At 74.6% G+C, this 22,085-nt stretch carries 20 protein-coding genes; 14 read left to right on the forward strand and 6 right to left on the reverse strand.

What is annotated here, in order from left to right:
* Positions 1–14: 14 nt before the first annotated feature.
* Positions 15–680, reverse strand: a complete 666-nt coding sequence (locus JKP76_RS09595) for an ACT domain-containing protein (protein WP_200490642.1) — start codon at positions 678–680, stop codon at positions 15–17.
* Between the two features lie 175 nt (positions 681–855).
* On the opposite strand from JKP76_RS09595, the gene gatC reads away from it, so the two are divergent.
* Genes gatC through gatB form a run of 4 tightly spaced genes read left to right on the forward strand, consistent with a single transcriptional unit; the run spans position 856 to position 4,395 of the window.
* Entirely contained in the window at positions 856–1,173 is a 318-nt protein-coding gene (gene gatC / locus JKP76_RS09600) for an Asp-tRNA(Asn)/Glu-tRNA(Gln) amidotransferase subunit GatC (protein ID WP_200490643.1), read from the forward strand.
* Positions 1,170–2,696: an Asp-tRNA(Asn)/Glu-tRNA(Gln) amidotransferase subunit GatA gene (gene gatA / locus JKP76_RS09605; RefSeq protein WP_200490644.1), complete on the forward strand. Its 1,527-nt coding sequence runs from the start codon at positions 1,170–1,172 to the stop codon at positions 2,694–2,696. The genes gatC and gatA overlap by 4 nt, the downstream gene beginning before the upstream one ends.
* Entirely contained in the window at positions 2,693–2,896 is a 204-nt protein-coding gene (locus JKP76_RS09610; RefSeq protein ID WP_200490645.1) for a hypothetical protein, read from the forward strand. The genes gatA and JKP76_RS09610 overlap by 4 nt, the downstream gene beginning before the upstream one ends.
* Entirely contained in the window at positions 2,893–4,395 is a 1,503-nt protein-coding gene (gene gatB, locus JKP76_RS09615; RefSeq protein WP_200490646.1) for an Asp-tRNA(Asn)/Glu-tRNA(Gln) amidotransferase subunit GatB, read from the forward strand. The genes JKP76_RS09610 and gatB overlap by 4 nt, the downstream gene beginning before the upstream one ends.
* Here the strand turns inward: gatB and JKP76_RS20765 are convergent.
* Together JKP76_RS20765 and JKP76_RS20770 are read right to left on the reverse strand one after the other, a co-directional pair.
* Positions 4,392–4,712 carry a PQQ-dependent sugar dehydrogenase gene (locus JKP76_RS20765; RefSeq protein ID WP_309232900.1) on the reverse strand — a complete coding sequence of 107 codons (321 nt, stop codon included), beginning with the start codon at positions 4,710–4,712 and terminating at the stop codon, positions 4,392–4,394. The two genes, gatB and JKP76_RS20765, sit on opposite strands and share 4 nt — an antisense overlap.
* A gap of 91 nt (positions 4,713–4,803) precedes the next feature.
* Positions 4,804–5,514 (reverse strand): sorbosone dehydrogenase family protein, encoded by a 711-nt coding sequence (locus JKP76_RS20770; RefSeq protein ID WP_242471247.1) that lies wholly within the window; start codon positions 5,512–5,514, stop codon positions 4,804–4,806.
* 60 nt (positions 5,515–5,574) lie between these two features.
* Between JKP76_RS20770 and JKP76_RS09625 the strand changes: the two genes are divergently transcribed.
* Positions 5,575–6,522, forward strand: a complete 948-nt coding sequence (locus JKP76_RS09625) for a 2-hydroxyacid dehydrogenase (RefSeq protein ID WP_200490647.1) — start codon at positions 5,575–5,577, stop codon at positions 6,520–6,522.
* Positions 6,523–6,532: 10 nt separating this feature from the next.
* On the opposite strand, the gene JKP76_RS09630 is transcribed toward JKP76_RS09625, so the two are convergent.
* Positions 6,533–6,916, reverse strand: coding sequence for a PH domain-containing protein (locus JKP76_RS09630; protein ID WP_309229850.1), 384 nt, complete (start codon positions 6,914–6,916; stop codon positions 6,533–6,535).
* 61 nt (positions 6,917–6,977) lie between these two features.
* Here JKP76_RS09630 and ilvD point away from each other — a divergent pair, with 61 nt between their 5' ends.
* The 7 genes from ilvD to ilvC all read left to right on the forward strand — a co-directional run bounded on the left by ilvD (position 6,978) and on the right by ilvC (position 17,860).
* Complete coding sequence (gene ilvD, locus JKP76_RS09635; RefSeq protein ID WP_200490649.1) at positions 6,978–8,702, forward strand: dihydroxy-acid dehydratase; 1,725 nt, start codon at positions 6,978–6,980, stop codon at positions 8,700–8,702.
* 116 nt (positions 8,703–8,818) lie between these two features.
* Positions 8,819–11,419, forward strand: a complete 2,601-nt coding sequence (locus JKP76_RS09640) for a bifunctional diguanylate cyclase/phosphodiesterase (RefSeq protein WP_200490650.1) — start codon at positions 8,819–8,821, stop codon at positions 11,417–11,419.
* Positions 11,420–11,432: 13 nt separating this feature from the next.
* Positions 11,433–14,021, forward strand: a complete 2,589-nt coding sequence (locus JKP76_RS09645; protein ID WP_200490651.1) for an EAL domain-containing protein — start codon at positions 11,433–11,435, stop codon at positions 14,019–14,021.
* Between the two features lie 15 nt (positions 14,022–14,036).
* Entirely contained in the window at positions 14,037–14,177 is a 141-nt protein-coding gene (locus JKP76_RS09650; protein ID WP_200490652.1) for a hypothetical protein, read from the forward strand.
* Positions 14,178–14,400: 223 nt separating this feature from the next.
* The gene (locus JKP76_RS09655) at positions 14,401–16,269 is read left to right on the forward strand and encodes an acetolactate synthase large subunit (RefSeq protein ID WP_200490653.1); all 1,869 of its coding nucleotides are present in this window, start codon (positions 14,401–14,403) and stop codon (positions 16,267–16,269) included.
* Positions 16,269–16,796 (forward strand): acetolactate synthase small subunit, encoded by a 528-nt coding sequence (gene ilvN, locus JKP76_RS09660; protein ID WP_200490654.1) that lies wholly within the window; start codon positions 16,269–16,271, stop codon positions 16,794–16,796. The genes JKP76_RS09655 and ilvN overlap by 1 nt, the downstream gene beginning before the upstream one ends.
* A 38-nt stretch (positions 16,797–16,834) precedes the next feature.
* Positions 16,835–17,860 carry a ketol-acid reductoisomerase gene (gene ilvC / locus JKP76_RS09665; RefSeq protein WP_200490655.1) on the forward strand — a complete coding sequence of 342 codons (1,026 nt, stop codon included), beginning with the start codon at positions 16,835–16,837 and terminating at the stop codon, positions 17,858–17,860.
* Between the two features lie 62 nt (positions 17,861–17,922).
* On the opposite strand, the gene JKP76_RS09670 is transcribed toward ilvC, so the two are convergent.
* Both JKP76_RS09670 and JKP76_RS09675 read right to left on the reverse strand, forming a co-directional pair.
* On the reverse strand, positions 17,923–18,477 hold the full coding sequence (locus tag JKP76_RS09670) for a DUF805 domain-containing protein (protein WP_200490656.1): 555 nt from the start codon (positions 18,475–18,477) through the stop codon (positions 17,923–17,925).
* 77 nt (positions 18,478–18,554) lie between these two features.
* The gene (locus tag JKP76_RS09675; protein ID WP_200490657.1) at positions 18,555–19,136 is read right to left on the reverse strand and encodes a hypothetical protein; all 582 of its coding nucleotides are present in this window, start codon (positions 19,134–19,136) and stop codon (positions 18,555–18,557) included.
* Positions 19,137–19,303: 167 nt separating this feature from the next.
* Here JKP76_RS09675 and serA point away from each other — a divergent pair, with 167 nt between their 5' ends.
* Both serA and JKP76_RS09685 read left to right on the forward strand, forming a co-directional pair.
* A complete protein-coding gene (gene serA, locus JKP76_RS09680; protein WP_309229849.1) occupies positions 19,304–20,917 on the forward strand; it encodes a phosphoglycerate dehydrogenase in 1,614 nt (537 codons plus the stop codon).
* A gap of 16 nt (positions 20,918–20,933) precedes the next feature.
* A complete protein-coding gene (locus JKP76_RS09685) occupies positions 20,934–21,956 on the forward strand; it encodes a 3-isopropylmalate dehydrogenase (RefSeq protein ID WP_200490658.1) in 1,023 nt (340 codons plus the stop codon).
* The last annotated feature ends 129 nt before the right edge of the window (positions 21,957–22,085 follow it).

Raw genomic sequence — 22,085 nt, forward strand, 5'->3', positions numbered from 1 at the left:
CCGGCAGAGGGAGCTCAGGCCGGCGGCAGGTGCACCACGGTCGAGGCGATGCCGACGAGGTGCACCAGCCGGAGCAGCTCCGACCGGCGGAACGCCGGCCCACCCGAGCGCCCGAGCACCACCGCGCACGCGTCCCCGCCGTACGGGGCCGCCATCATCTCGATCGCCATCTCCCGCCAGCGCTCGGGCAGCCACTCGTCCTCGCTGGGCAGCAGCCGGGGAGCGGTCAGCGGCATCCACGGCAGCTCCAGCCCGTCGAACGCCGGCGCCGCGTCGGACGCCGCACGCACCTCCCACGAGCCGGGGCCGCAGTCGAGGACCACCGCCCACCCGCAGTGGAAGACCCGCGGCAGCTCCGCGGCGAGCAGCGTCTCCGCGGTCCCCTCGCCGGCGCGGGCGAGACCGTCCAGCAGCTCCAGCTCGCGGTGGGTGTCGAGCGGCCCCGCGAACGGGCGCAGCGACTCGACCACCACGTCGGGCACGCTCTGCGCGACGGTGATCAGGCCGTCGGGCAGCCGGTCCGGCGGCAGGTCGACGACCAGGTCGTCGACGGCCACGCCGCTGCCCCGCTCGAGCACGTCGAGCGACACGATGTCGATGCCGGCGCTGCCCAGCGCGGTCGCGACCGCGCCCAGGATGCCGGGCCGGTCGGGCATGACCAGGCGCAGGAGATAGGACACGGTTCCTCCGGGACGTCCTCGGGCGTGGGCCGATCTCCGTTGATCGCAGGCGGGAGCACCCTCTCACGGTGACGAGGCGCGCAGACCCCCCACGTACAGTGGGACGGTCAGGCGCCGGTCCCCGGAGGGGTGTCGACGCCGGCCAGCCGCCCCTCGAAGTGGAGTTCCGCCCCGCATGAGCACGCCGTCCCGCAAGGACCGACTCACCCGTGACGAGGTGGCGCACCTCGCCCACCTCGCGCGGCTGGCCGTCACCGACGAGGAGCTGGACCTCTTCGCCGGGCAGCTGGGCGCCGTCCTGGACGCCGTCGCCCAGGTGGGCGGTGCCGATGTCGCCGACGTCCCGCCGACGACGCACGCGGTGCCGATGACCAACGTCTTCCGCGAGGACGTCGCCCGGCCCAGCCTGCCCCGCGAGGCGGTGCTGGCCGGCGCGCCCGCCGCCGAGGACGGCCGGATCCGCGTGCCGCGCATCCTGGGGGAGGAAGCGTGAGCGACCTGACGACCACCGACGCCGCGGAGCTCGGCCGGCTGCTCTCCGGCGGTGAGGTCAGCGCGGTCGAGGTGACCCGCTCCTACCTGGACCGCATCGAGGCCGAGGACGACGCGATCGGCGCCTACCTGCACGTCGACGGCGAGGCCGCGCTGCGCACCGCGGAGCGGGTCGACGCCGCCCGCGCCGGCGGCACCGCGACCGGTCCGCTCGCCGGCATCCCGCTGGCGCTGAAGGACGTCGTCGTCACCGAGGGCGTGCCCACCACCAGCGGCTCGAAGATCCTCGAGGGCTGGCGGCCGCCGTACGACGCGACGCTGGCCGCCCGGCTGAAGAACGCCGGCACCGTCCTGCTGGGCAAGACCAACATGGACGAGTTCGCGATGGGCTCCTCCACCGAGAACTCCGCCTACCGCGTCACCCGCAACCCGTGGGACCACGACCGGATCCCCGGCGGCTCGTCCGGTGGTTCGTCGGCGGCGGTCGCCGGTGGCCTCGCCCCGTGGGCGATCGGCACCGACACCGGCGGCTCGATCCGCCAGCCCGCGGCCGTCACCGGCCTGGTCGGGCACAAGCCGACCTACGGCTCGGTGTCGCGCTACGGCCTCATCGCCTTCTCCTCCAGCCTCGACCAGGCCGGCCCGATGACCCGCACGGTCCTCGACGCGGCCCTGCTGCACGAGGCCATCGCCGGTCACGACCCGCTGGACTCCACCTCCATCGCCTCCCCGGTGCCGGTGCTCGCCGAGGCCGCCCGCCGCGGCGCCGAGGGCGGCCTGTCCGGCCTGCGGGTCGGCGTCGTCACCGAGCTCGGCGGCGAGGGCCACACCGACGGCTACGACGAGGGCGTGCTCGCCCGCGTCGCCGAGGCGGTCGCGCTGCTGGAGAGCCTGGGCGCGGAGGTCCGCCACGTCTCCTGCCCGGCGTTCGACCTCGCGCTGCCGGCCTACTACCTGATCGCGCCCAGCGAGGCGTCGTCCAACCTGGCCCGCTTCGACGGCGTCCGGTACGGCCTGCGGGTCGGCGACGACGGCGACCGGGACCTCGACGAGGTCATGGCGCTCACCCGCGAGCAGGGCTTCGGTCCCGAGGTCAAGCGCCGGATCATCCTCGGCACCTACGCGCTGTCCAGCGGCTACTACGACGCCTACTACGGGCAGGCGCAGAAGGTGCGCACCCTTATCACCCGCGACTTCACCAGCGCCTGGGACGACGTGGACGTGCTGGTCAGCCCGACCAGCCCGACCGTCGCCTGGCCGGTCGGCGCCCGCGTGGACGACCCGATCGCCATGTACGCCGCCGACCTCTGCACGCTGCCGGCGAGCCTCGCCGGCGTGCCCGCGATCTCGGTGCCCTGCGGGCTCTCCGAGGGCCTGCCGGTCGGCTTCCAGATCATGGCGCCGGCCCTGGCCGACGACCGCTGCTACAAGGTCGCCGCCGCGCTCGAGGCAGCTCAGGACGCCGCCCGCGGCTCCCGGTTCCTCGACCAGCTCACCGCCCGCCCGGCCGGGAGCGCGGCGTGAGCGGCGCGCTGAAGGCCGCCTGGGGCCTGACCGCCTTTGTCATCGTCGGCGGCCTCGTCGGCTGGATCGCCTCCGGGCGCCCCGTCTTCGCCGTCTTCCTCGTCCTGGGCGTGCTCACCGCCGTCGGCGCCGTGGTCACCGGCCGCGCCGAGCGAGCCGCAGGCCGGCCCCCCGCACCCAAGGAAGGCCCCACCCCGTGAGCAGCACCACCGACCGGCTCGTCGACTTCGACGAGGTCCTCACCCGCTACGAGCCGGTGTTCGGCCTGGAGACCCACGTCGAGCTGGGCACCGCCTCCAAGATGTTCTGCGGCTGCGCCACGACCTTCGGCGCGGAGCCCAACACGCAGACCTGCCCGACCTGCCTGGGGCTGCCCGGTTCGCTGCCGGTGGCCAATGCCGCCGCGATCGAGTCGACGATCCGCATCGGCCTGGCGCTGGGCTGCCGGATCGCCACGTGGGCGCGGTTCTCCCGGAAGAACTACTTCTACCCGGACATCCCCAAGGGCTTCCAGACGACGCAGTACGACGAGCCGATGTGCACCGCCGGGCATCTGGACGTCGAGGTGGACGGCGAGACGTACCGGGTCGAGATCGAGCGCGTGCACCTCGAGGAGGACACCGGCAAGAACCTGCACGTCGGTGGCTCGACCGGGCGGATTCACGGCGCCGACCACTCGCTGATCGACTACAACCGCGCGGGCATCCCGCTGGTCGAGATCGTCACCCGGCCCATCCCGGGTGCCGGCGCCAAGGCCCCCGAGGTGGCCAAGGCCTACGTCACCGAGCTGCGCGAGATCCTCGTCGCGCTCGGTGTGTCCGAGGTGCGCATGGAGCAGGGCAACCTGCGCTGCGACGTCAACACCTCCCTGGCGCCGATCGGCAGCCTGGAGTGGGGCACCCGCACCGAGACCAAGAACGTGAACTCGCTGCGCTCGGTCGAGCGCGCCGTGCGCTTCGAGATGCGCCGCCAGGCCGCGGTCCTCGATGCCGGCGGCACGATCACGCAGGAGACCCGGCACTTCCACGAGGACACCGGCAGCACCTCGCCCGGCCGCAGCAAGGAGGAGGCGACCGACTACCGGTACTTCCCCGAGCCCGACCTGGTGCCGGTCGCTCCCGACGAGGAGTGGGTCGCCTCGCTGCAGGCCGCCCTGCCCGAGCTGCCCGCCGCCCGGCGCACCCGGCTCTCCGACGAGTGGGGCATCTCGCCGACCGAGATGGCCTGGCTGGTCAACGCCGGTGCCGTCGAGCTGGTCAGCGACACCGTCGCCGCGGGCGCCTCGCCCGCCGACGCCCGCAAGTGGTGGCTGGGTGACCTCGCCCGCCGTGCCAACGACACCGGTGTCGAGCTGGGCGAGCTCGCCGTCACGCCGAAGCAGGTCGCCGAGCTGATCGGGCTGATCTCCGCCGGCACGATCAACGACCAGCTGGCCCGGCAGGCGCTCGACGGCGTGCTCGCCGGCGAGGGTGACCCGGCGGCCGTGGTCGAGGCGCGCGGGCTGGCCGTCATGGGCGACTCCGACGAGCTGGTCAGCGCCGTCGAGGCGGCCATCGAGGGCAACCCCGACGTCGCGGAGAAGGTGCGCGGCGGCAAGGTGCAGGCCATCGGCGCGCTCGTGGGCGCGGTCATGAAGACCACCCGCGGCAAGGCCGACGCCGCCACCGTCAAGCGGATGCTCGAGGAGCGGCTCTCCTAGAGCGGACTTCCGCCCGCGGACGACGGCGGGTTGATGCGCAGCACCTTGTCGTCGTCCTCGGCCGGGGCGCCGATGCCGTCGCGGTTCGACGTCGTGATCCACAGCGCGCCCTGGGGGTCGGCGACGACGGTGCGCAGCCGCCCGTAGCGGCCGCCGAGGAACTCCTCGAGGTCGCCGGCGACCGCGCCCGCGTCGTCCACCGGGACGGCGTGCACCCGTTGGCCGTCGAGCGCGCCCAGGAACACCGCGCTGCCGGCGACGGCGCAGCCGCCGAGGCCGTCGTCGCCGGGCGGGATCTCGACGACGGGGCCGGTCACGGCGTAGTCGCGGCCCTCGGTCAGCGCGTCCAGCTCGTCGGGGCCGTCGAGGGCGGCGTCGACGGCGAACAGCCGGTCCTCCTCGCCGACGTCACACGGCGGTGACGTCGCGGTGCCCGCTGGTGAAGGCCGGCCCGGCGCCCACCGGCCCCCCGAAGACGTCGATCCGCAGCACCTTGCCGCCGAGGGAGAGCGGGTCGGTGCCCAGCGCCGGGTTGCCCGTGTCGCCGGTGCCGACGTAGAGGCTGCCGTCGGCGCCGAACACCAACCCGCCGCCGTTGTGCACCTCGCCGCGCGGGAGACCGGTGAGCACCGCGTTCGGAGTCCCCCCGATCGGGAAGCGCACCACCCGGTTGTCGGTCCCGGTGGAGAGGTAGGCGTAGAGCAACCCGTCCTCGAGGTACGTGGGCGAGACGGCCAGGCCGAGCAGCCCGCCGTCACCGGCCGGGTCCACGCCCGGCACGACCATCAGCTCGCGGGCGGGGGAGCGGTCGGGGAAGACCTGCAGGATGCGGCCGGTGTCCCGCTCGCCGACGACGGCGGTGCCGTCGGGCAGCAGCGCCAGCCCGGTGGGCACGGCGAGGCCGGAGGCGACGACGTTGGGGTCGCCGTCGGACTCCTCCGCGCCGGGCTCGGCCGGGCGGTCGGGGTCCGGCGCGGACGACGACGGCGGCGGCCCGACCCGGGGTGGGGCGCCCTCGGGCAGCGGGCGGAAGGGCCCGGACGGCTCGTAGCCGTCGCTGCCGCACCCGGCGAGGAGGACGGCGCTCAGCAGCAGCGCACCCGCCGAGACCCGCCGCATGCCCCCACAGTACGTGCGCACCGCGGGGCCGGACGGAGGTTGCGCCTAGTCTCGGCGCTCGTGAGCGAACCGCTGATCGGCCCCGACGAGGTGCTCGACGTCCTGGTCCCTTCCCGCGCCCTGGCGGCTGCCGTCGAGGCGGTCTCGCCGCGGGTGCGCGCGCACCGCTGGTCGGTGCTCGACGGCCCGCCCAGCGGCGACGCCGTCCGCTCCCGGGTGTGGGTCCCGCGCTCCGGTGGCGCCGACGTGCCCGACGGGGAGTTCTTCGCCGCGCTGCCCGACCTGCGCGTGGTGCAGCTGCTCAGCGCCGGCGCCGAGCGCTTCGCCGGGCGGCTCCCCGAGGGCGTCACCCTGTGCAACGCCCGCGGTGCGCACACGCCCTCGACCGCGGAGTGGGCGGTGACCGCCACCCTGGCCGCCCAGCGCGGGATGCCGTTCTTCGTCCGCGAGCAGGACGCCGGCCGCTGGACCCCGCGCACCCACCACTCCCTGGTCGGCGCGAAGGTGCTCGTCGTCGGCGCCGGCGACATCGGCCGCACGATCGGCCGGATGATGGCCGGCTTCGACGTCGAGCTGACCTTCGTCGCGCGCACCGCCCGCGACGGCGTGCACGCCACCAGCGAGCTGCCCGAGCTGCTGCCGCAGGCCGACGTCGTCGTCGTGATCGTGCCGGTGACCGACGAGACGACCGGCCTGGTGGACGCCGCGTTCCTCGCCGCGATGAAGGACGACGCCCTGCTGGTCAACGCCGCCCGCGGCGTGGTCGTCGACACCGACGCCCTGCTCGCCGAGCTGACGTCGGGCCGGCTGCGCGCCGCCCTCGACGTCACCGAGCCCGAGCCGCTGCCCGAGGGGCACCCGCTCTGGTCGGCGCCCAACCTGCTGCTCACCCCACACGTCGGCGGCGACGTGCCGGGCACGAACCTCCGCGCCGCGGCGGCGGTCACCGACCAGCTGCGCCGGATCCTCGACGGCCGGCCGCTGGAGAACGTGGTCGACCGCTACTGAGCCGCAGGCGCTACCGGTCCGCCGGCGGCGCGGGGGAGGGGATGCGGCCGCCCGAGGCGTGCGCGATCGCGGGCAGGTCGCGGGCGCGCACCGCGGGCAGCCGCACCTCGGTGCCTCCGGTGGTGACCAGCCAGAGGTCGGCCCGCTCGCCGACGCGCACGCCGGCGAGCTCCGCCCACGGCACCCGGCGGCTGCCGGCCAGCGTGCGCACGGTGATCGCCTCGTCGTCGACGTCGAAGCCGGTGCGCACCACCCAGAGGGCGACCACCGCGGGGATGACCAGCAGCAGCAGCGCCCAGAGCGAGGCGGCGGCCAGCGCGGTCAGGCAGATGGCGAACACCAGCACCGGCAGCAGCGAGGTGCGGTTCATGCGGAAGCGCGCGGGGGTGGCCACGGGAGGTGATCCTCCCACCGCCGGGAACGTGGCCGGGAGCACCGGCCTAGCATCGGTGCCCGTGACGACCGGCGAGGACCTCATCCCAGGCAACGACTCGGCCAGCGCGACCCGCAGCCCCATGAAGCCGCGCAGCTTCGAGGTGACCGACGGGGACGCCAAGGCCCCCGCCCGCGCGATGCTCCGCGCCGTCGGCATGGGCGACGAGGACATGGTCAAGCCGCAGATCGGCGTCGCCTCGTCCTGGAACGAGATCACCCCCTGCAACCTGTCGCTGCAGCGCCTGGCCCAGCGGGCCAAGGACGGCGTCCGCGCCGCCGGCGGGTTCCCGATGGAGTTCGGCACCATCTCGGTCTCCGACGGCATCTCCATGGGCCACGAGGGCATGCGCGCCTCGCTGGTCTCCCGCGAGGTCATCGCCGACTCGGTCGAGACCGTCATGTTCGCCGAGCGGCTCGACGGCTCGGTGCTGCTGGCCGGCTGCGACAAGTCCCTGCCCGGCATGCTCATGGCCGCCGCCCGCCTGGACCTGGCCAGCGTCTTCCTCTACTCGGGCTCCACGATGCCCGGGAAGCTGGACGACCGGGACCTCACGATCATCGACGTCTTCGAGGCGGTCGGCGCCTGCGCCCGCGGGCTGATCAGCCGCGACGAGCTCACCGCCATCGAGAAGGCGGCCTGCCCCGGACAGGGGTCGTGCGGCGGCATGTACACCGCCAACACGATGGCCAGCGTCGCCGAGGCCCTCGGCATGGCGCTGCCCGGCAGCGCCGCCCCGCCGGCGCCCGACAGCCGCCGCGACGACTACGCCGTGGCGTCGGGCGAGGCGGTCGTCAACCTGCTCCGCCACGGCATCACCGCCCGCCAGATCATGACCAAGAAGGCGTTCGAGAACGCGATCACCGTGGTCATGGCCCTCGGCGGCTCGACCAACGCCGTCCTGCACCTGATGGCGATCGCGCACGAGGCGCAGGTCGACCTCACGCTCGAGGACTTCAACCGGATCGGCGACCGCACGCCGCTGCTGGCCGACGTGAAGCCCTTCGGCCGGTTCGTCATGACCGACGTCGACCGCGTCGGCGGCGTCCCCGTCGTCCTCAAGGCGCTGCTGGACGCCGGCCTGCTCCACGGCGACGTCCTGACCGTCACCGGGAGGACGATGGCGGAGAACCTGGCCGACCTCGCCCCCACCGACCCCGACGGCGCGATCATCCACGCGATGAACGACCCCATCCACCGCACCGGTGGGCTGGACATCCTCCGCGGCTCGCTGGCCCCCGAGGGCGCGGTCGTGAAGTCCGCTGGCTTCGAGTCCACGACCTTCGAGGGCACCGCCCGCGTGTTCGACGGCGAGCAGGGCGCCATGGACGCCGTCACCGACGGCACCCTCCAGCCCGGTGACGTCGTCGTCATCCGGTACGAGGGCCCGCGCGGCGGCCCCGGCATGCGCGAGATGCTCGCGGTCACCGGCGCCATCAAGGGTGCGGGCCTGGGCAAGGACGTCCTGCTGCTCACCGACGGCCGGTTCTCCGGCGGCACCACCGGCCTGTGCATCGGCCACGTCGCCCCCGAGGCCACCGACGGCGGGCCGATCGCGTTCGTCCGCGACGGCGACCGGATCCGCCTGGACCTCGCCACCCGCACCCTGGACCTGCTGGTGGACGACGAGGAGCTGGCCCGCCGCAAGGAGGGCTGGGAGCCGCTGCCCCCGCGCTACACGACCGGTGTCCTCGGCAAGTACGCGAAGCTGGTCGGCTCGGCCGCGCAGGGCGCCATCTGCGGCTGATCGACCCTCCCGTGGCGCCCCCTCCCTTGGGGTGAGGTCCGCACCGCACGACTCGGCCCGGCGCCCGCCGGTGCCGAGAAGGCGGTGTGGACCCGCGTCGCTGGTGGTTGATCGCGGTGGCCGTGCCGGCTGGGATCGCCTGCACCGCCGCCGCCGCAACCCCTGCCCTCCGTGACCTCGGCGACCTCGCCGTCGTCCTCGTCGGACTGATCACCTCGGCCGTCCTGTGGACAGCCGGACGGCAGCCGGGGCGGTCCGCCGCCTGGCGGATGTTCGCCGTCGCGCCGCTGTTCCCGGTGCTCGGGGCCGTGCTGGCATCCCTCGTGGACGCCACCGACCCGCTGGACCGGGTCGTCGTGCGCTGGCTGCCGACCGTGCCCGGCTACGTGATCGCCACCGTCGCCCTGCTCGGGCTCGCGGGCCGGTCGCGACTGCGCACCGGGCGCCTGGCCGCCGCCGAGGCCGCGCTGTTCCTGACCTCCTGCGTGGTGGTGGTCCGCCTGCTCGTCGCCGGCCCCGTCGGCGAGTGGACCGGCATGGAGCTGGGGGAGCGGCTCGTCCTGGGCGCCGCCGTCGCCGTCACCTCGGCGACCATGACCGCCGCCCTCGTGCTGCTCGGCGTCGTCGAGCCGGCCCGCCGGCGGATGGCCGCGGTGCTGCTGGTCGGCACCGTGCTGCTCACCAGCGGCCGCGGGCTGGGCACGTCCGCCGTGCTCTCCGACACCGATGCGCTGGTGGCGCTGTCCCGCTTCCTCGTCGCCGGCGGGCTGCTCCTGCTCGCGCTCGCCGTGCTCACCGACCCCGGCCGGGACGCCGCGCCGCCGGCGCCGCGCACCGTCTCGCGCACCGTCGAGATCGGCCACCTGCTGCCGCTGGGCGCGCTGGTCGTCGCCGTCACGGCCGCCGGCGTGGTCCGCTTCCTGGGCCGGCAGCTGGACGTGGCCACCTGGGCCGGGCTCCTGCTCGCCGTCCTGCTGGCCCTCGTGCAGCGCTGGACCTCCGCCTGCCAGGAGCAGCGCCTGTCCGCGCGGCTGCGCCGCAGCGAGGCCTACTTCCGCTCGCTGGTCCACTCGGGCACCGACGCCGTCGTGCTGCTGGACGACGCCCTGCGCGTCACTTGGGCCTCCCCGGCCCTGGACCGCGTCCTGGGCGCCGCGGCGGCCGGGCTCGTCGGCCGCCCCCTGCTCGACGCCGTGCACCCGGAGGACACCGCCGCCATCGAGGAGGCCCTCGTGCCCGGCGGGCCGGTCTCGCCGCTGCTCGGCCTGCGGCTGGCGGACACCGACGGCGTGTGGCGCTGCCTCGAGGCCGGCATCGCCGACCTCCGCGACGACCCCGACGTGGGCGCCGTCGTCCTGCAGTGCCGCGACATGACCGAGCGGCAGGCCCGCGAGGCCTCGCTGCAGAACGTCGCCTACATCGACCCGATGACCACCCTGCCCAACCGGGCCGGGATGCTGCAGCTGCTCGGCGAGCGGCTGACCGGCCCGGCCGGGGCCGAGGAACCGGGCACCCTGCTCCTGGTCGAGCTCGACGGGATCCTCGAGGCCCGCGAGCACGCCGGCCGCGACGTGGTCGGTGCGGTCGTGGCCGAGATCGGCCGCCGGCTGCGTGCCACCGTGCGCGGCGACGACGTCGTCGCCCGCATGGGCGGGGGTTCCTTCGGCGTCCTGACCACGGGGCAGGGCGCCGACGCCGACCGGCTGGCGGGTCGGATCCTCTCCGTCGTCGAGCAGCCGATCCCGACCGACGCCGGCATCGTCGACCTCACCGCCGGCGTCGGCCTGGTGGAGCTCGACCCGGGCCTGGCGGTCGAGGACCTGCTGGCCCGCGCCGACCTGGCCGTGCGCGCCGCCCGCGCCGCCGGCCAGGGCATGGCGCAGCGCTACCGCCCCGCCCTCGGCGAGGCCGCCGCGCGCCGCGAGCAGCTGCGCGAGGACCTGCGCTCCGCCCGCGCCCGCGGCGAGCTGTTCGTGCTCTTCCAGCCCGTCGTCTCCCTCGCCGACCGGCGCATGTCCGGGGTCGAGGCGCTGCTGCGCTGGCGGCACCCCACCCTGGGGGAGATCCCGCCGGCGGAGTTCCTGCCGATCGCCGAGCAGTCCGGCCTCCTGGGCGAGCTGCAGCGCTTCGCGCTGGAGGAGGCCGTCACGACGGCCGCCGTCTTGCCGGAGTCCGCGGGCGATGTGCTCATCGGCCTGGACGCGCCGGCCGCCTACGTGGCCACCGGCGCGATGGTGGCCGACGTCGAGGCGGCGCTGCGCCGCTCCGGCCTGGCGCCCGAGCGGCTGGTGCTCGAGATCAGCCACGAGACCGTCACCTCCCGCGAGGAGCGCGACGCCCTCGACGTCGCGACCCTCCGGCTCATGGGCGTGCACGTGGGCCTCACCGGCTTCGGTGGCGACTCCTCGGTGCTGACGCACCTGACGCGGCTGCCGATCGACATGGTCAAGCTCGACCGCGCCTTCGTGTCCCGCATCGACCGCGACCCGAAGATGCGCGCGCTGTGCGAGTCGGTCCTCGGCATCGGCCGGGCCCTGGGCATGTCGGTCATCGCGGAGGGGGTGGAGACCTCCGCCCAGCTCGCCGTGCTGAGCAGCTTCGGCTGCGACTACGCGCAGGGCTTCCTGCTCGCCCGCCCGATGCCGCGCGAGCAGCTCGTGGCCGTGCTCCGCGACGAGGCGGGGGCGGCGTGGCCGGGTCTGGTCAGCTCCCGATGAGCGACGGTGCGCGGTGACCGCTCACCCGGCGGCGGGGTGGCCCCGCCGGCCGCTGGTGGTCGCGCTCGCGGCCACCGCCGTCGTGCTCGCCGTCCAGCAGCTCGTCGTCCCCGGCTGGAACGGGTGGAGCGGTCCGGCGGGGCTCGCGCTGGCCACCGCCGGCCTCACCGCGCTGATCGCCCGTCACGGCCGCCGGCTCGATGCGCGGGCGGCCGTCACGTGGCGGTCGGTCGCCCTCATCGGCGGTCTGCTCGCCCTGGGCCACCTGGTGCGCGCGCTCACGGGGGCCGGCGTGAACCCCACCGCCGCCGGGCCCGCCGATCTCTTCCTGGCCGCCACCGGACCGGTGGTGGTCCTGCTCTGCGTGCGGCTCATGCGCTCGACCGGCGGCCGGCTGCGGGTGCAGGTCGTGCTGGACGCGCTGGTCGCCCTCGTCGCGCTCGGCGTGCTGGTCCAGCTGCTGGTGCCGCTCACCCCCGGCCCCGACGGGGCGCCGGGGGACCAGCTGCTCACCGTCTACTACCCGGTCGTCACCGCCGTCCTCTGCGCCGTCGGTCTGGTCACCGTCGGCGCCGTCTCCCCGCCGCGGCGGCGCGCGGCCGGCTGGGTGCTGGCCGGGTTCACCTCGCTCGCGGTGACCCTGACCGTCGGCGCCCTCGCGGTGGCCGGGCCCTCCGCGCTGCTGGACGCCGTCGCGACCACCGCCTACCTCGGCGTGCTCGCGGCCGCGACGCTCGCGCTGGCCGCCGACCCCGGCCCGCGGGGCGCCACGGAGGCCCTCGGCGCCTCGTCGGTGCCCCTGTTCGGCGTCGTGGTCAGCTGCTGCCTCGGCTTCGGCGTGCTCCTGCTCGTGCTGGGCGGCATGGCCGCCGGGCAGCCGCTGCGCACCCTCGAGGCGCTGCCGCTCGTCGTGCTCATGCTGCTGACCCTCGCCCGCACGCTGGTCTGGGCGGCCGACGGCGCCCGCCTGACCCGGCAGGTGCTGCGGACCGAGGCCTACTTCCGCACGCTGGTCCACCACGCCGCCGACGTCACCGTCGTGCTCGACGCCGCCGGCCAGGTGACCTGGGCCGGGGCAGCCACCCCCGAGATCACGGCGTGGCTGCCCCCCGACCTCGAGGGCCGGGCGCTGCGCGACGTCGTGCACCCCGACGACCGCCACGAGCTGCACGTGGCCCTGGACCGGCGGAGCGACAGCGTCCCGGCGGGCGCGGACGGGCCGGCGCCGGTCTTCCGGCTGCGCGGCAGGACCGGTGCCTGGCACCGGTTCGAGGTCGTCCGCGCCGCCTCCTCCTCGGTGCTGCCCGCGGACGCGGCGGGGGAGCGCGCCGGCCGCGGCGACGGCACCGTCCTGCACCTGCGCGACGCCGACGGGCGGCGCAGCAGCGACCTCGAGCGGATGGCCTACACCGACTACCTGACCGGGTTGCCCAACCGGGCGCGGCTCATGGCGGCGCTCGCCGACGCCCGCGCCCGGGCCGCCCAGGGCGAGCCGGCCTCGTTCCTGCTGCTGGACCTGGACGGCTTCAAGCTGGTCAACGACGTCGCCGGGCACGACGCGGGGGACGACCTGCTGGTGCAGGTCGCCGGCCGGCTGCGCGCCGCGGTCCGCGACGGCGACCTGGTCGCCCGGCTCGGCGGCGACGAGTTCGCCGTCCTGGTCCGCGGTCCGCTGGAGGACGCCGTGGGTCTGGCCGAGCGCGTCGTCGCCGACCTGCGCACCGTCCGCGCCGCGCCCGACGCCGCCCGCGCGGCGGGGGTCGTCTTCGACGTCGGCGGCAGCGTCGGCGCGACCGCCCTGGACGCCGACGACGAGGCGTCGGAGACCATCCGGCAGGCCGACATCGCGCTGCGCGCGGCCAAGGCCGACGGCAAGTCCTGCGTCCGGACGGCGGCCCGGGCCACCGACTCCGCGATGGGCCGCCGTGCCCGGCTCGCCCGCGACCTGCCCGCCGCCCTGGACCAGGAGCACTTCCGGATGGTCTACCAGCCGGTGGTCGGGATCGAGGAGCGGCGCATCCTGGGCCTGGAGTCCCTCGTCCGCTGGGACCACCCGGTGCTGGGCACCGTGCCGCCCGACGAGTTCATCTCCCTGGCCGAGGACGAGGGCCTGATCGTCGCGCTGCAGCGCTGGGTGCTGCGGCGGGCGACCCGCGACGCCGCGGCGCTGCTCGCCGCCGGGTTCCAGGTCATGACGAGCGTCAACGTCTCGGTCCGCCACCTGCAGGCCGGCTGCCTGGCCCCCGACGTGGCCGTCGCGCTGGCGGAGTCCGGCCTGCCGCCGCACAAGCTCATCCTCGAGATCACCGAGTCGGTGATGCTCGACGCGGAGGACCGGCTCGAGAGCGACCTCGCCACGCTGCGCGAGATGGGGTGCGTGCTCTCGGTCGACGACTTCGGCCGCGGCTACTCGTCGCTGGCCTACCTGTCCCGGCTGCCGGTGCAGATCCTCAAGCTGGACCGCGCGTTCGTCGCGGACATCGAGCACGACGAGCGCGGGGCCACCCTCGTGGCCGGCGTCCTGGACCTCGGCCGGCGGCTGGGCCTGGACGTCGTCGCGGAGGGCGTGGAGACCGCCGGCCAGCGGCGCCTGCTCGAGTAGCGCGGGTGCCGGTTCATGCAGGGCTGGCTGTTCGGCCGGCCGGTCGACGCCGGCTCGCTCCAGGAGGTGCTCGCCGGCTTCGACGCGGAGGCCGTCCTCGCCGACCGCGGTGTGGATCTGGACACCAATGCCCAGCCAGTGGGACGGGCTGGTTGACGGCCGGCCGTCGGCAGGCGCACAGTGTGGAGGTGCCCCACGCCTGCCCGCTCGTCGACGGCCGCTCCCGCAGCCTCCTCGTAGTTCCGTAGCGCGCCGGTCCACCCGACCGACGCGCTGACCCCTCCGTGCCTGCGGCACGAGGGGTTTTTTGTTGCCCGACAGCTGTCGACGCCCGCACCGCACACCCGCACCGTCCCGCACGGCCAGGAGAGAACCCCGGATGACCACCAGCCAGAGCGAGTCCGCCACCCGCGAGGCCGCCACCGCCCTCACGGGCGTCGAGACGACGGCCCGCTCCCTCGACGAGGCCGCCCACGAGCCGGCCACGGGCATCACCGGGGCGCAGAGCCTCGTCCGCTCGCTGGAGGCCATCGGCGTCGACGTCGTCTTCGGCATCCCCGGCGGCGCGATCCTGCCGCTCTACGACCCGCTGTTCGACTCGAAGGTCCGGCACGTGCTGGTGCGCCACGAGCAGGGCGCCGGGCACGCCGCCACCGGGTACGCGCAGGCCACCGGGCGGGTGGGCGTCTGCATGGCGACCTCCGGCCCCGGTGCGACCAACCTGGTCACCCCGCTGGCCGACGCCTACATGGACTCGGTCCCGATCGTCGCGATCACCGGTCAGGTGCCCAGCGGCGCGATCGGCACCGACGCCTTCCAGGAGGCGGACATCCGCGGCATCACGATGCCGATCACCAAGCACAACTTCCTGGTCACCGACGCCGCCGACATCCCGCAGCGCATCGCCGAGGCCTTCCACCTGGCCTCCACCGGGCGGCCCGGCCCGGTCCTGGTCGACGTCCCCAAGGACGTGCTGCAGGCGACGACGGACTTCGCCTGGCCGCCGCGGATGGACCTGCCGGGTTACCGGCCGACCACCCGGCCGCACGGCAAGCAGGTCCGCGAGGCCGCGACGCTGATCGCCGGTGCGAGCCGGCCGGTGCTCTACGTCGGCGGCGGCGTGCTCAAGGCCGGTGCCACCGAGGAGCTGGCCGAGCTCGCCCGGCTGACCGGCGCGCCCGTCGTCACCACGCTGATGGCCCGCGGCGCGTTCCCCGACAGCGACCCGCAGCACCTGGGCATGCCCGGCATGCACGGCACCGTCGCCGCGGTGACCGCGCTGCAGAAGTCCGACGTGCTCGTGGCCCTGGGCGCCCGCTTCGACGACCGGGTGACCGGCCAGCTGTCGAGCTTCGCGCCCGACGCGCTCGTCGTGCACGCCGACATCGACCCGGCCGAGATCGGCAAGAACCGCAAGGCCGACGTGCCGATCGTGGGTGACGCTAAGGAGACCATCGGCCAGCTGGTCACCGCGCTGCGCGCCGAGCACGAGGCCGGGCGCACCCCCGACCTGGCGGCCTGGTGGGCGCAGCTGGACACCTGGCGCGAGCGGTACCCGCTGGGCTACGACGAGCCCGAGGACGGCGCGCTCTCGCCGCAGTACGTCATCGAGCGGCTCGGCGCGATCGCCGGCCCGGACGCGATCTACACCTCCGGCGTGGGTCAGCACCAGATGTGGGCCGCGCAGTTCATCAAGTACGAGAAGCCCGGCACCTGGCTCAACAGCGGCGGCCTCGGCACGATGGGCTACGCCGTCCCCGCGGCCATGGGCGCCAAGCAGGGCATGCCGGAGACCACCGTGTGGGCGATCGACGGCGACGGCTGCTTCCAGATGACCAACCAGGAGCTGGCCACCTGCGCCATCGAGGGCATCCCGATCAAGGTCGCGGTCATCAACAACGGCAACCTCGGCATGGTGCGGCAGTGGCAGACCCTGTTCTACGAGGGCCGCTACTCCAACACCAAGCTGCACCCGCAGAACGCCGACGGCACGCCCAAGCCGGTGCGCATCCCCGACTTCGTGGCCCTGGCCGAGGCGCTGGGCTGCGTCGGGCTGCGCTGCGAGAGCAAGGACGACGTGGACGCCGTGATCGAGAAGGCCATGGCGATCACCGACGCCCCCGTCGTCATCGACTTCATCGTCGGCTCGGACGCGCAGGTGTGGCCGATGGTGGCTGCTGGCGCGAGCAACGACGACATCCTCGCCGCGCGCGACGTGCGGCCCGTCTTCGGAGAGGGTCAGGTCTGATGCCCCGCCACACGCTCTCGGTGCTGGTCGAGAACAAGTCCGGTGTCCTGGCCCGCGTCTCGGCGCTGTTCAGCCGGCGCGCCTTCAACATCGAGTCCCTCGCCGTCGGCCCGACCGAGAACCCCGGCCTGTCGCGCATGACGATCGTCGTGGAGGCCGAGGCCCAGCCGCTCGAGCAGATCACCAAGCAGCTGAACAAGCTGGTGGAGATCATCAAGATCGTCGAGCTGGAGACCGGCGCCGCGGTGCAGCGCGAGCTGCTCCTGGTCAAGGTGCGCGCGCCGCTGGCCGAGCGCACCCAGGTCCTCCAGACCGCCGAGCTGTTCCGGGCCCGCGTCATCGACGTCAACCCGGAGACGGTGACCCTCGAGGCCACCGGCACCCCCGACAAGCTGCAGGCGCTGCTCGCCGTCCTCGCCCCGCTGGGCATCAAGGAGATGGCGCAGTCGGGCACCGTGGCCCTGGGCCGCGGCCCGCGGTCCATGTCCGGCACCGGTACGTTGCGCCCCGTCGAGCGCACCGCCTGAGTCACCCGCTCGAAACAACCGAAGGGACACACCACAGCATGGCCGCCGAGATCTTCTACGACGACGACGCCGACCTCTCGATCATCCAGGGGCGCACCGTCGCCGTCCTGGGCTACGGCAGCCAGGGGCACGCGCACGCGCTGTCGCTGCGCGACTCGGGCGTCGACGTCCGCGTCGGCCTGCCCGAGGGCAGCAAGAGCCGGGCCAAGGCCGAGGCCGAGGGCCTGCGGGTCGTCACGCCGGCCGAGGCGGCCGCCGAGGCCGACCTGATCATGATCCTGGCGCCCGACCACGTGCAGCGCGGGCTGTACAAGGAGTCGGTCGAGCCGAACCTCCAGGACGGCGACGCGCTGTTCTTCGGCCACGGCTTCAACATCCGGTTCGGCTACATCCAGCCCCCGGCCGGCGTCGACGTCGCCATGGTCGCCCCCAAGGGCCCCGGCCACCTGGTGCGCCGCGAGTTCGAGAACGGCAAGGGCGTGCCCTGCCTGATCGCCGTCGAGCAGGACGCCAGCGGCAACGCCCAGGCGCTCGCGCTGTCCTACGCCAAGGCCATCGGCGGCTCGCGCGCCGGCGTCATCAAGACGACCTTCGCCGAGGAGACCGAGACCGACCTGTTCGGCGAGCAGGCCGTGCTCTGCGGTGGCGCCAGCGCGCTGATCACCGCCGGGTTCGAGACCCTCACCGAGGCCGGCTACCAGCCCGAGGTCGCCTACTTCGAGTGCCTGCACGAGCTCAAGTTGATCGTCGACCTGATGTACGAGGGCGGCATCGCCAAGCAGCGCTGGTCGGTGTCCGACACCGCCGAGTACGGCGACTACACCTCGGGCCCGAAGGTCATCGACGCCCGCGTGAAGGAGTCGATGAAGGACGTCCTCACCGCGATCCAGGACGGCTCGTGGGCTGCCGCCTTCATCGCCGACCAGGACGCCGGCGCGCCGGACTTCAAGGCCAAGCGCGCCGCCGCCGAGGCGCACCCGATCGAGGAGACCGGGCGCAAGCTGCGCGGCCTCATGAGCTGGGTGTCCGCCGAGGACGACTACACCGGGACCGCCGCGCGCTGATCCAGCACGTGAAAGGGCCCCGTCACCTCGCGGTGACGGGGCCCTTCTGCGTTCCTACCGGGTCAGTAGCCGTAGCCGCCAGCCGCCTGGTACTTCGGCGAGGGACCGTGCTGGTTCGGCGCCGGGTCGCCGTCCTGGGCCCAGAACACGATCAGCACGATGATGCCGACCAGCGGCACCAGGGCGATGAGCTGCCACCAGCCGGACTTGCCGATGTCGTGCAGGCGGCGGGCGCCCACGGCGAGGCCGGGGATGAGCAGCCCGAGGCCGACGACGATCTGCAGCAGCGGCACGCCGAGCACCTGGTCGATGATCGAGGCGACGACCGAGGCCAGGAAGTTGGCCAGGTAGAACCACCAGAACTCCGAGCGCCGGGCCCGGCCGGTGAAGTTCGCGTACTGGCCCAGGACGCTGCGCACCGCAGTGGCGATGTCCATCTGCGGCGAGGCGCCCGACGGGCCGGCGTAGCCGGGAGCCGCGGGGTAGGCCTGGCCGTAGCCCGGGGCCTGGCCGTAGCCCGGGGCCTGGCCGTAGCCGGCCGGCGGGGGGGTCGTGCCCCAGCCCGGCTGGTCCTCGGGCGGGACGTTCGGGTCGTAGCCGGGGGGTGGGGTCGTCATCGCGCAGCGTCCTCCTGGGCCGCCCGCCACGGCGGCGGGTCGTCGGGCCGGAGTGTAGGGGTTCCGGGCCCCGGGCCTCAGGAGCCGCGGCGGCCCCGGGAGGCGGCGAAGAAGTCGGCGGACGGCCGCAGGGACAGCAGCAGCACGATCGCCAGGGCCCCGGCGAAGAGCAGCAGGTTGACGACGACGTCGCCGCCGCTCGTGCTGTTGACGCTGCCGAGGAACCCCAGCGTGGTGACGACGAGCGCGATCGAGCCGCCCACCAGCAGCAGCACCCGGCTGCGCCCGGTCAGCGCCCACACCCCGCCCCAGATGAGCAGCACCGCCCACGCGATCGCGAGCAGCGCGACGACCACCGCCACCGCGACCGCCGCGTCGGCGAGGCCGTCGAACCCGGCGGGTGAGGAGTCGTCGTCCAGGCTGCCTGCGATCGCGCCCAGGACCAGCGCGCCGAGCGCCACGACCAGACCGAAGGCGCCGAACACGAACCCGAGGACGGCGGCCGCGACGACCGTGCCCGGCCGACGGGGCGGGGGTGCGAGATGCCCGTGCGGTTGCTGCTGTGGGTACCCGGCGTAGCCGAACCGGCCGCCGTGCGGCCCCCGGCTCCAGGCGGGGTCCTCCGGGAGGCGGGGCAGGTCCCCGGGGGGCTGCGTCACGTCGTCCTCCCTCGGTCGGCGCGGCGGATGCCGCGACGCGGCCAGGATGAGCGGTCCGCGGGGCCGGCGGCAAGAGCTCGGGCGGCTGTCCCGCTCAGTGGGACCGCCGTCCCACACCATGCACCCGGACGTTCCCGCGGGTGGCGTCCTCCCTAGGCTGTCGAGCCGTGACAGCCACCGTGCGGGGGACCGCGCCCGTCGTCCTGATCGCCGAAGAGCTCGCCCCGAGCGTCCTGGAGGTGCTCGGGACCGACGTCGAGATCCGCCACGTCGACGGCGCCGACCGGTCGGCGCTGCTGCCCGCGCTGGCCGACGCCGCCGCGGTGATGATCCGCAGCGCCACCCAGATCGACGCCGAGGCCCTCGCCGCGGCGCCGAACCTCAAGGTCGTGGCGCGCGCCGGCATCGGCCTGGACAACGTCGACGTCCCCGCGGCCACCGAGCGCGGCGTGATGGTCGTCAACGCGCCGACCTCGAACATCGTCAGCGCCGCGGAGCACGCCGTCGCCCTCCTGCTGGCCGCCGCGCGCCAGATCCCCGCCGCGGACGCGACGCTGCGCGAGGGCCAGTGGAAGCGCTCGAAGTTCATGGGCGTCGAGGTCACCGACAAGACCGTCGGCGTCGTCGGCCTCGGCCGCATCGGCGTGCTGTTCGCCCAGCGGCTGGCCGCCTTCGGCGTCGAGCTCATCGCCTACGACCCCTACATCCAGCCCGGCCGGGCCGCCCAGCTCGGCGTCCGGCTGGTCTCTCTGGAGGAGCTGCTCCGCGAGGCGGACTTCATCTCCATCCACCTGCCCAAGACCCCCGAGACCCTCGGGCTCATCGGCGCCGAGCAGCTGGCGCTGACCAAGAAGGGCGTCATCATCGTCAACGCCGCCCGCGGTGGGCTGGTCGACGAGGCGGCGCTGGCCGACGCGCTGCGCTCGGGCCAGGTCGGTGCTGCGGGACTGGACGTCTACGCCACCGAGCCGTGCACCGACAGCCCGCTGTTCGGGCTGCCGAACACCGTCGTCACCCCGCACCTGGGCGCCTCGACCACCGAGGCGCAGGACAAGGCCGGCACCGCCGTCGCCCGCTCGGTGCGCCTGGCGCTGCAGGGCGAGTTCGTCCCCGACGCGGTCAACGTCCAGGCCGGCGGTGTCGTCGCCGAGGACGTGCGCCCGGGCCTGCCGCTGGCCGAGAAGCTCGGCCGGGCGTTCACCGCCGTCGCCGGCGGGCTGGCCCAGTCGCTGACCGTCGAGGTGCGCGGCAAGCTCGCCGAGTTCGACGACTCGGTGCTGCAGCTGGCGGTGCTCAAGGGCGTCTTCTCCGACGTCGTCGAGGAGCAGGTCACCTACGTCAACGCACCGTTGTTCGCCGAGCAGCGCGGGCTGGAGGTCGGCCTGACCAGCGACCTGGAGAGCCCCACCTTCCGCAACCTGGTGACCGTGCGCGGCGCCATGGCCGACGGCCGCCAGGTCTCGGTCTCCGGCACGCTCTACGGCAAGAACCAGGTCGCCCGGCTGACCGAGGTCGCCGGCTTCGAGATCGACCTGGCCGCCGACGGCCGGCTGCTGTTCTTCACCTACGAGGACCGGCCCGGCGTCGTCGGCGCCGTCGGTGCGGCGCTCGGGGAGGCCGGCATCAACATCGCCGGCGCCCAGGTCAGCCGCACGACCGAGGGTGGCGAGGCGCTCATGGCCGTCACCGTCGACAGCCCGGTCAGCCCCGAGCTGCTCGAGTCCATCGCGGGCCGCATCGGCGCCCGCGAGGCCCGCGCCGCCGACCTCGACACCCTCTGAGACCAGGAGTTCCCCCATGCGCTTGGCAGTGATCGCTGGCGACGGCATCGGCCCGGAGGTCGTCGCGGAGGGCCTCAAGGTCCTCTCCGAGGTGGCCCCCGACCTCGAGACCACCCCCTACGACCTGGGTGCGGCCCGCTGGCAGCGGACCGGTGAGCTGCTGCCCGACACCGTGCTCGACGAGCTGCGCCAGCACGACGCGATCCTGCTCGGCGCCATCGGCGACCCGAGCGTGCCGCCGGGCATCCTCGAGCGCGGGCTGCTGCTGCGGCTGCGCTTCGAGCTCGACCACCACGTGAACCTGCGCCCGGCCAAGCTGTTCGACGGCGTCCGCGGACCGCTGGCGGCCGACGGCCCGATCGACATGCTGTGCGTGCGCGAGGGCACCGAGGGGCCCTACGTCGGCAACGGCGGCGTGCTGCGCAAGGACACCCCGCACGAGATCGCCACCGAGGTCAGCCTCAACACGGCGTTCGGCGTCGAGCGCGTCGTCCGCTACGCCTTCGAGCGGGCCGTCACCCGCCCGCGCAAGCACCTGACGCTGATCCACAAGACCAACGTGCTCACCCACGCCGGCGGGCTGTGGTCGCGCGTCGTCGAGGAGGTCTCCGCGGAGTTCCCCGACGTCCAGGTCGCCTACCAGCACGTCGACGCCGCCTCGATGTTCTTCATCACCGACCCGGGCCGCTACGACGTCATCGTCACCGACAACCTGTTCGGCGACATCGTCACCGACATCGCCGCCGCGGTGACCGGCGGCATCGGGCTGGCCGCCAGCGGCAACCTGGACGCCTCGGGCACCAACCCGAGCATGTTCGAGCCGGTGCACGGTTCCGCGCCGGACATCGCCGGCCAGGGCATCGCCGACCCGACCGCCACCGTGCTGTCGGTGGGGCTGCTGCTCGAGCACCTCGGGCGCGCCGAGCAGGCCAAGAAGGTCAACGCCGCGGTCGCTTTCGACCTGTCCACCCGCGACCCGCAGCAGCAGATCCGCACCCAGCAGGTCGGCGACCGGCTGGCCGCGCTCGCCAGCGGCTGACGCCCCCTCGACAGGGTGCGCGGATGACGCCTTCCGCACCGCGGGACGCGTCATCCGCGCACCACGTCGGCCGGCCGGACGGGGCCGCCGGCGGCGCGTGATTTACTCGTCGCGATGCACACCACCGCC

Origin of the sequence: Blastococcus sp. TML/C7B (assembly GCF_016612845.1) — a bacterium.
Classification (GTDB): domain Bacteria; phylum Actinomycetota; class Actinomycetes; order Mycobacteriales; family Geodermatophilaceae; genus Blastococcus.

Excerpts from the sequence above, each read along its gene's own strand:
- gatC (WP_200490643.1), top strand. The coding sequence starts at position 856 with ATGAGCACGCCGTCCCGCAAGGACCGACTCACCCGTGACGAGGTGGCG.
- JKP76_RS20770 (WP_242471247.1), bottom strand. The coding sequence starts at position 5,514 with ATGCGGCGGGTCTCGGCGGGTGCGCTGCTGCTGAGCGCCGTCCTCCTC.
- JKP76_RS09650 (WP_200490652.1), top strand. The coding sequence starts at position 14,037 with ATGCAGGGCTGGCTGTTCGGCCGGCCGGTCGACGCCGGCTCGCTCCAG.
- JKP76_RS09655 (WP_200490653.1), top strand. The coding sequence starts at position 14,401 with ATGACCACCAGCCAGAGCGAGTCCGCCACCCGCGAGGCCGCCACCGCC.
- ilvN (WP_200490654.1), top strand. The coding sequence starts at position 16,269 with ATGCCCCGCCACACGCTCTCGGTGCTGGTCGAGAACAAGTCCGGTGTC.
- ilvC (WP_200490655.1), top strand. The coding sequence starts at position 16,835 with ATGGCCGCCGAGATCTTCTACGACGACGACGCCGACCTCTCGATCATC.
- JKP76_RS09670 (WP_200490656.1), bottom strand. The coding sequence starts at position 18,477 with ATGACGACCCCACCCCCCGGCTACGACCCGAACGTCCCGCCCGAGGAC.
- JKP76_RS09685 (WP_200490658.1), top strand. The coding sequence starts at position 20,934 with ATGCGCTTGGCAGTGATCGCTGGCGACGGCATCGGCCCGGAGGTCGTC.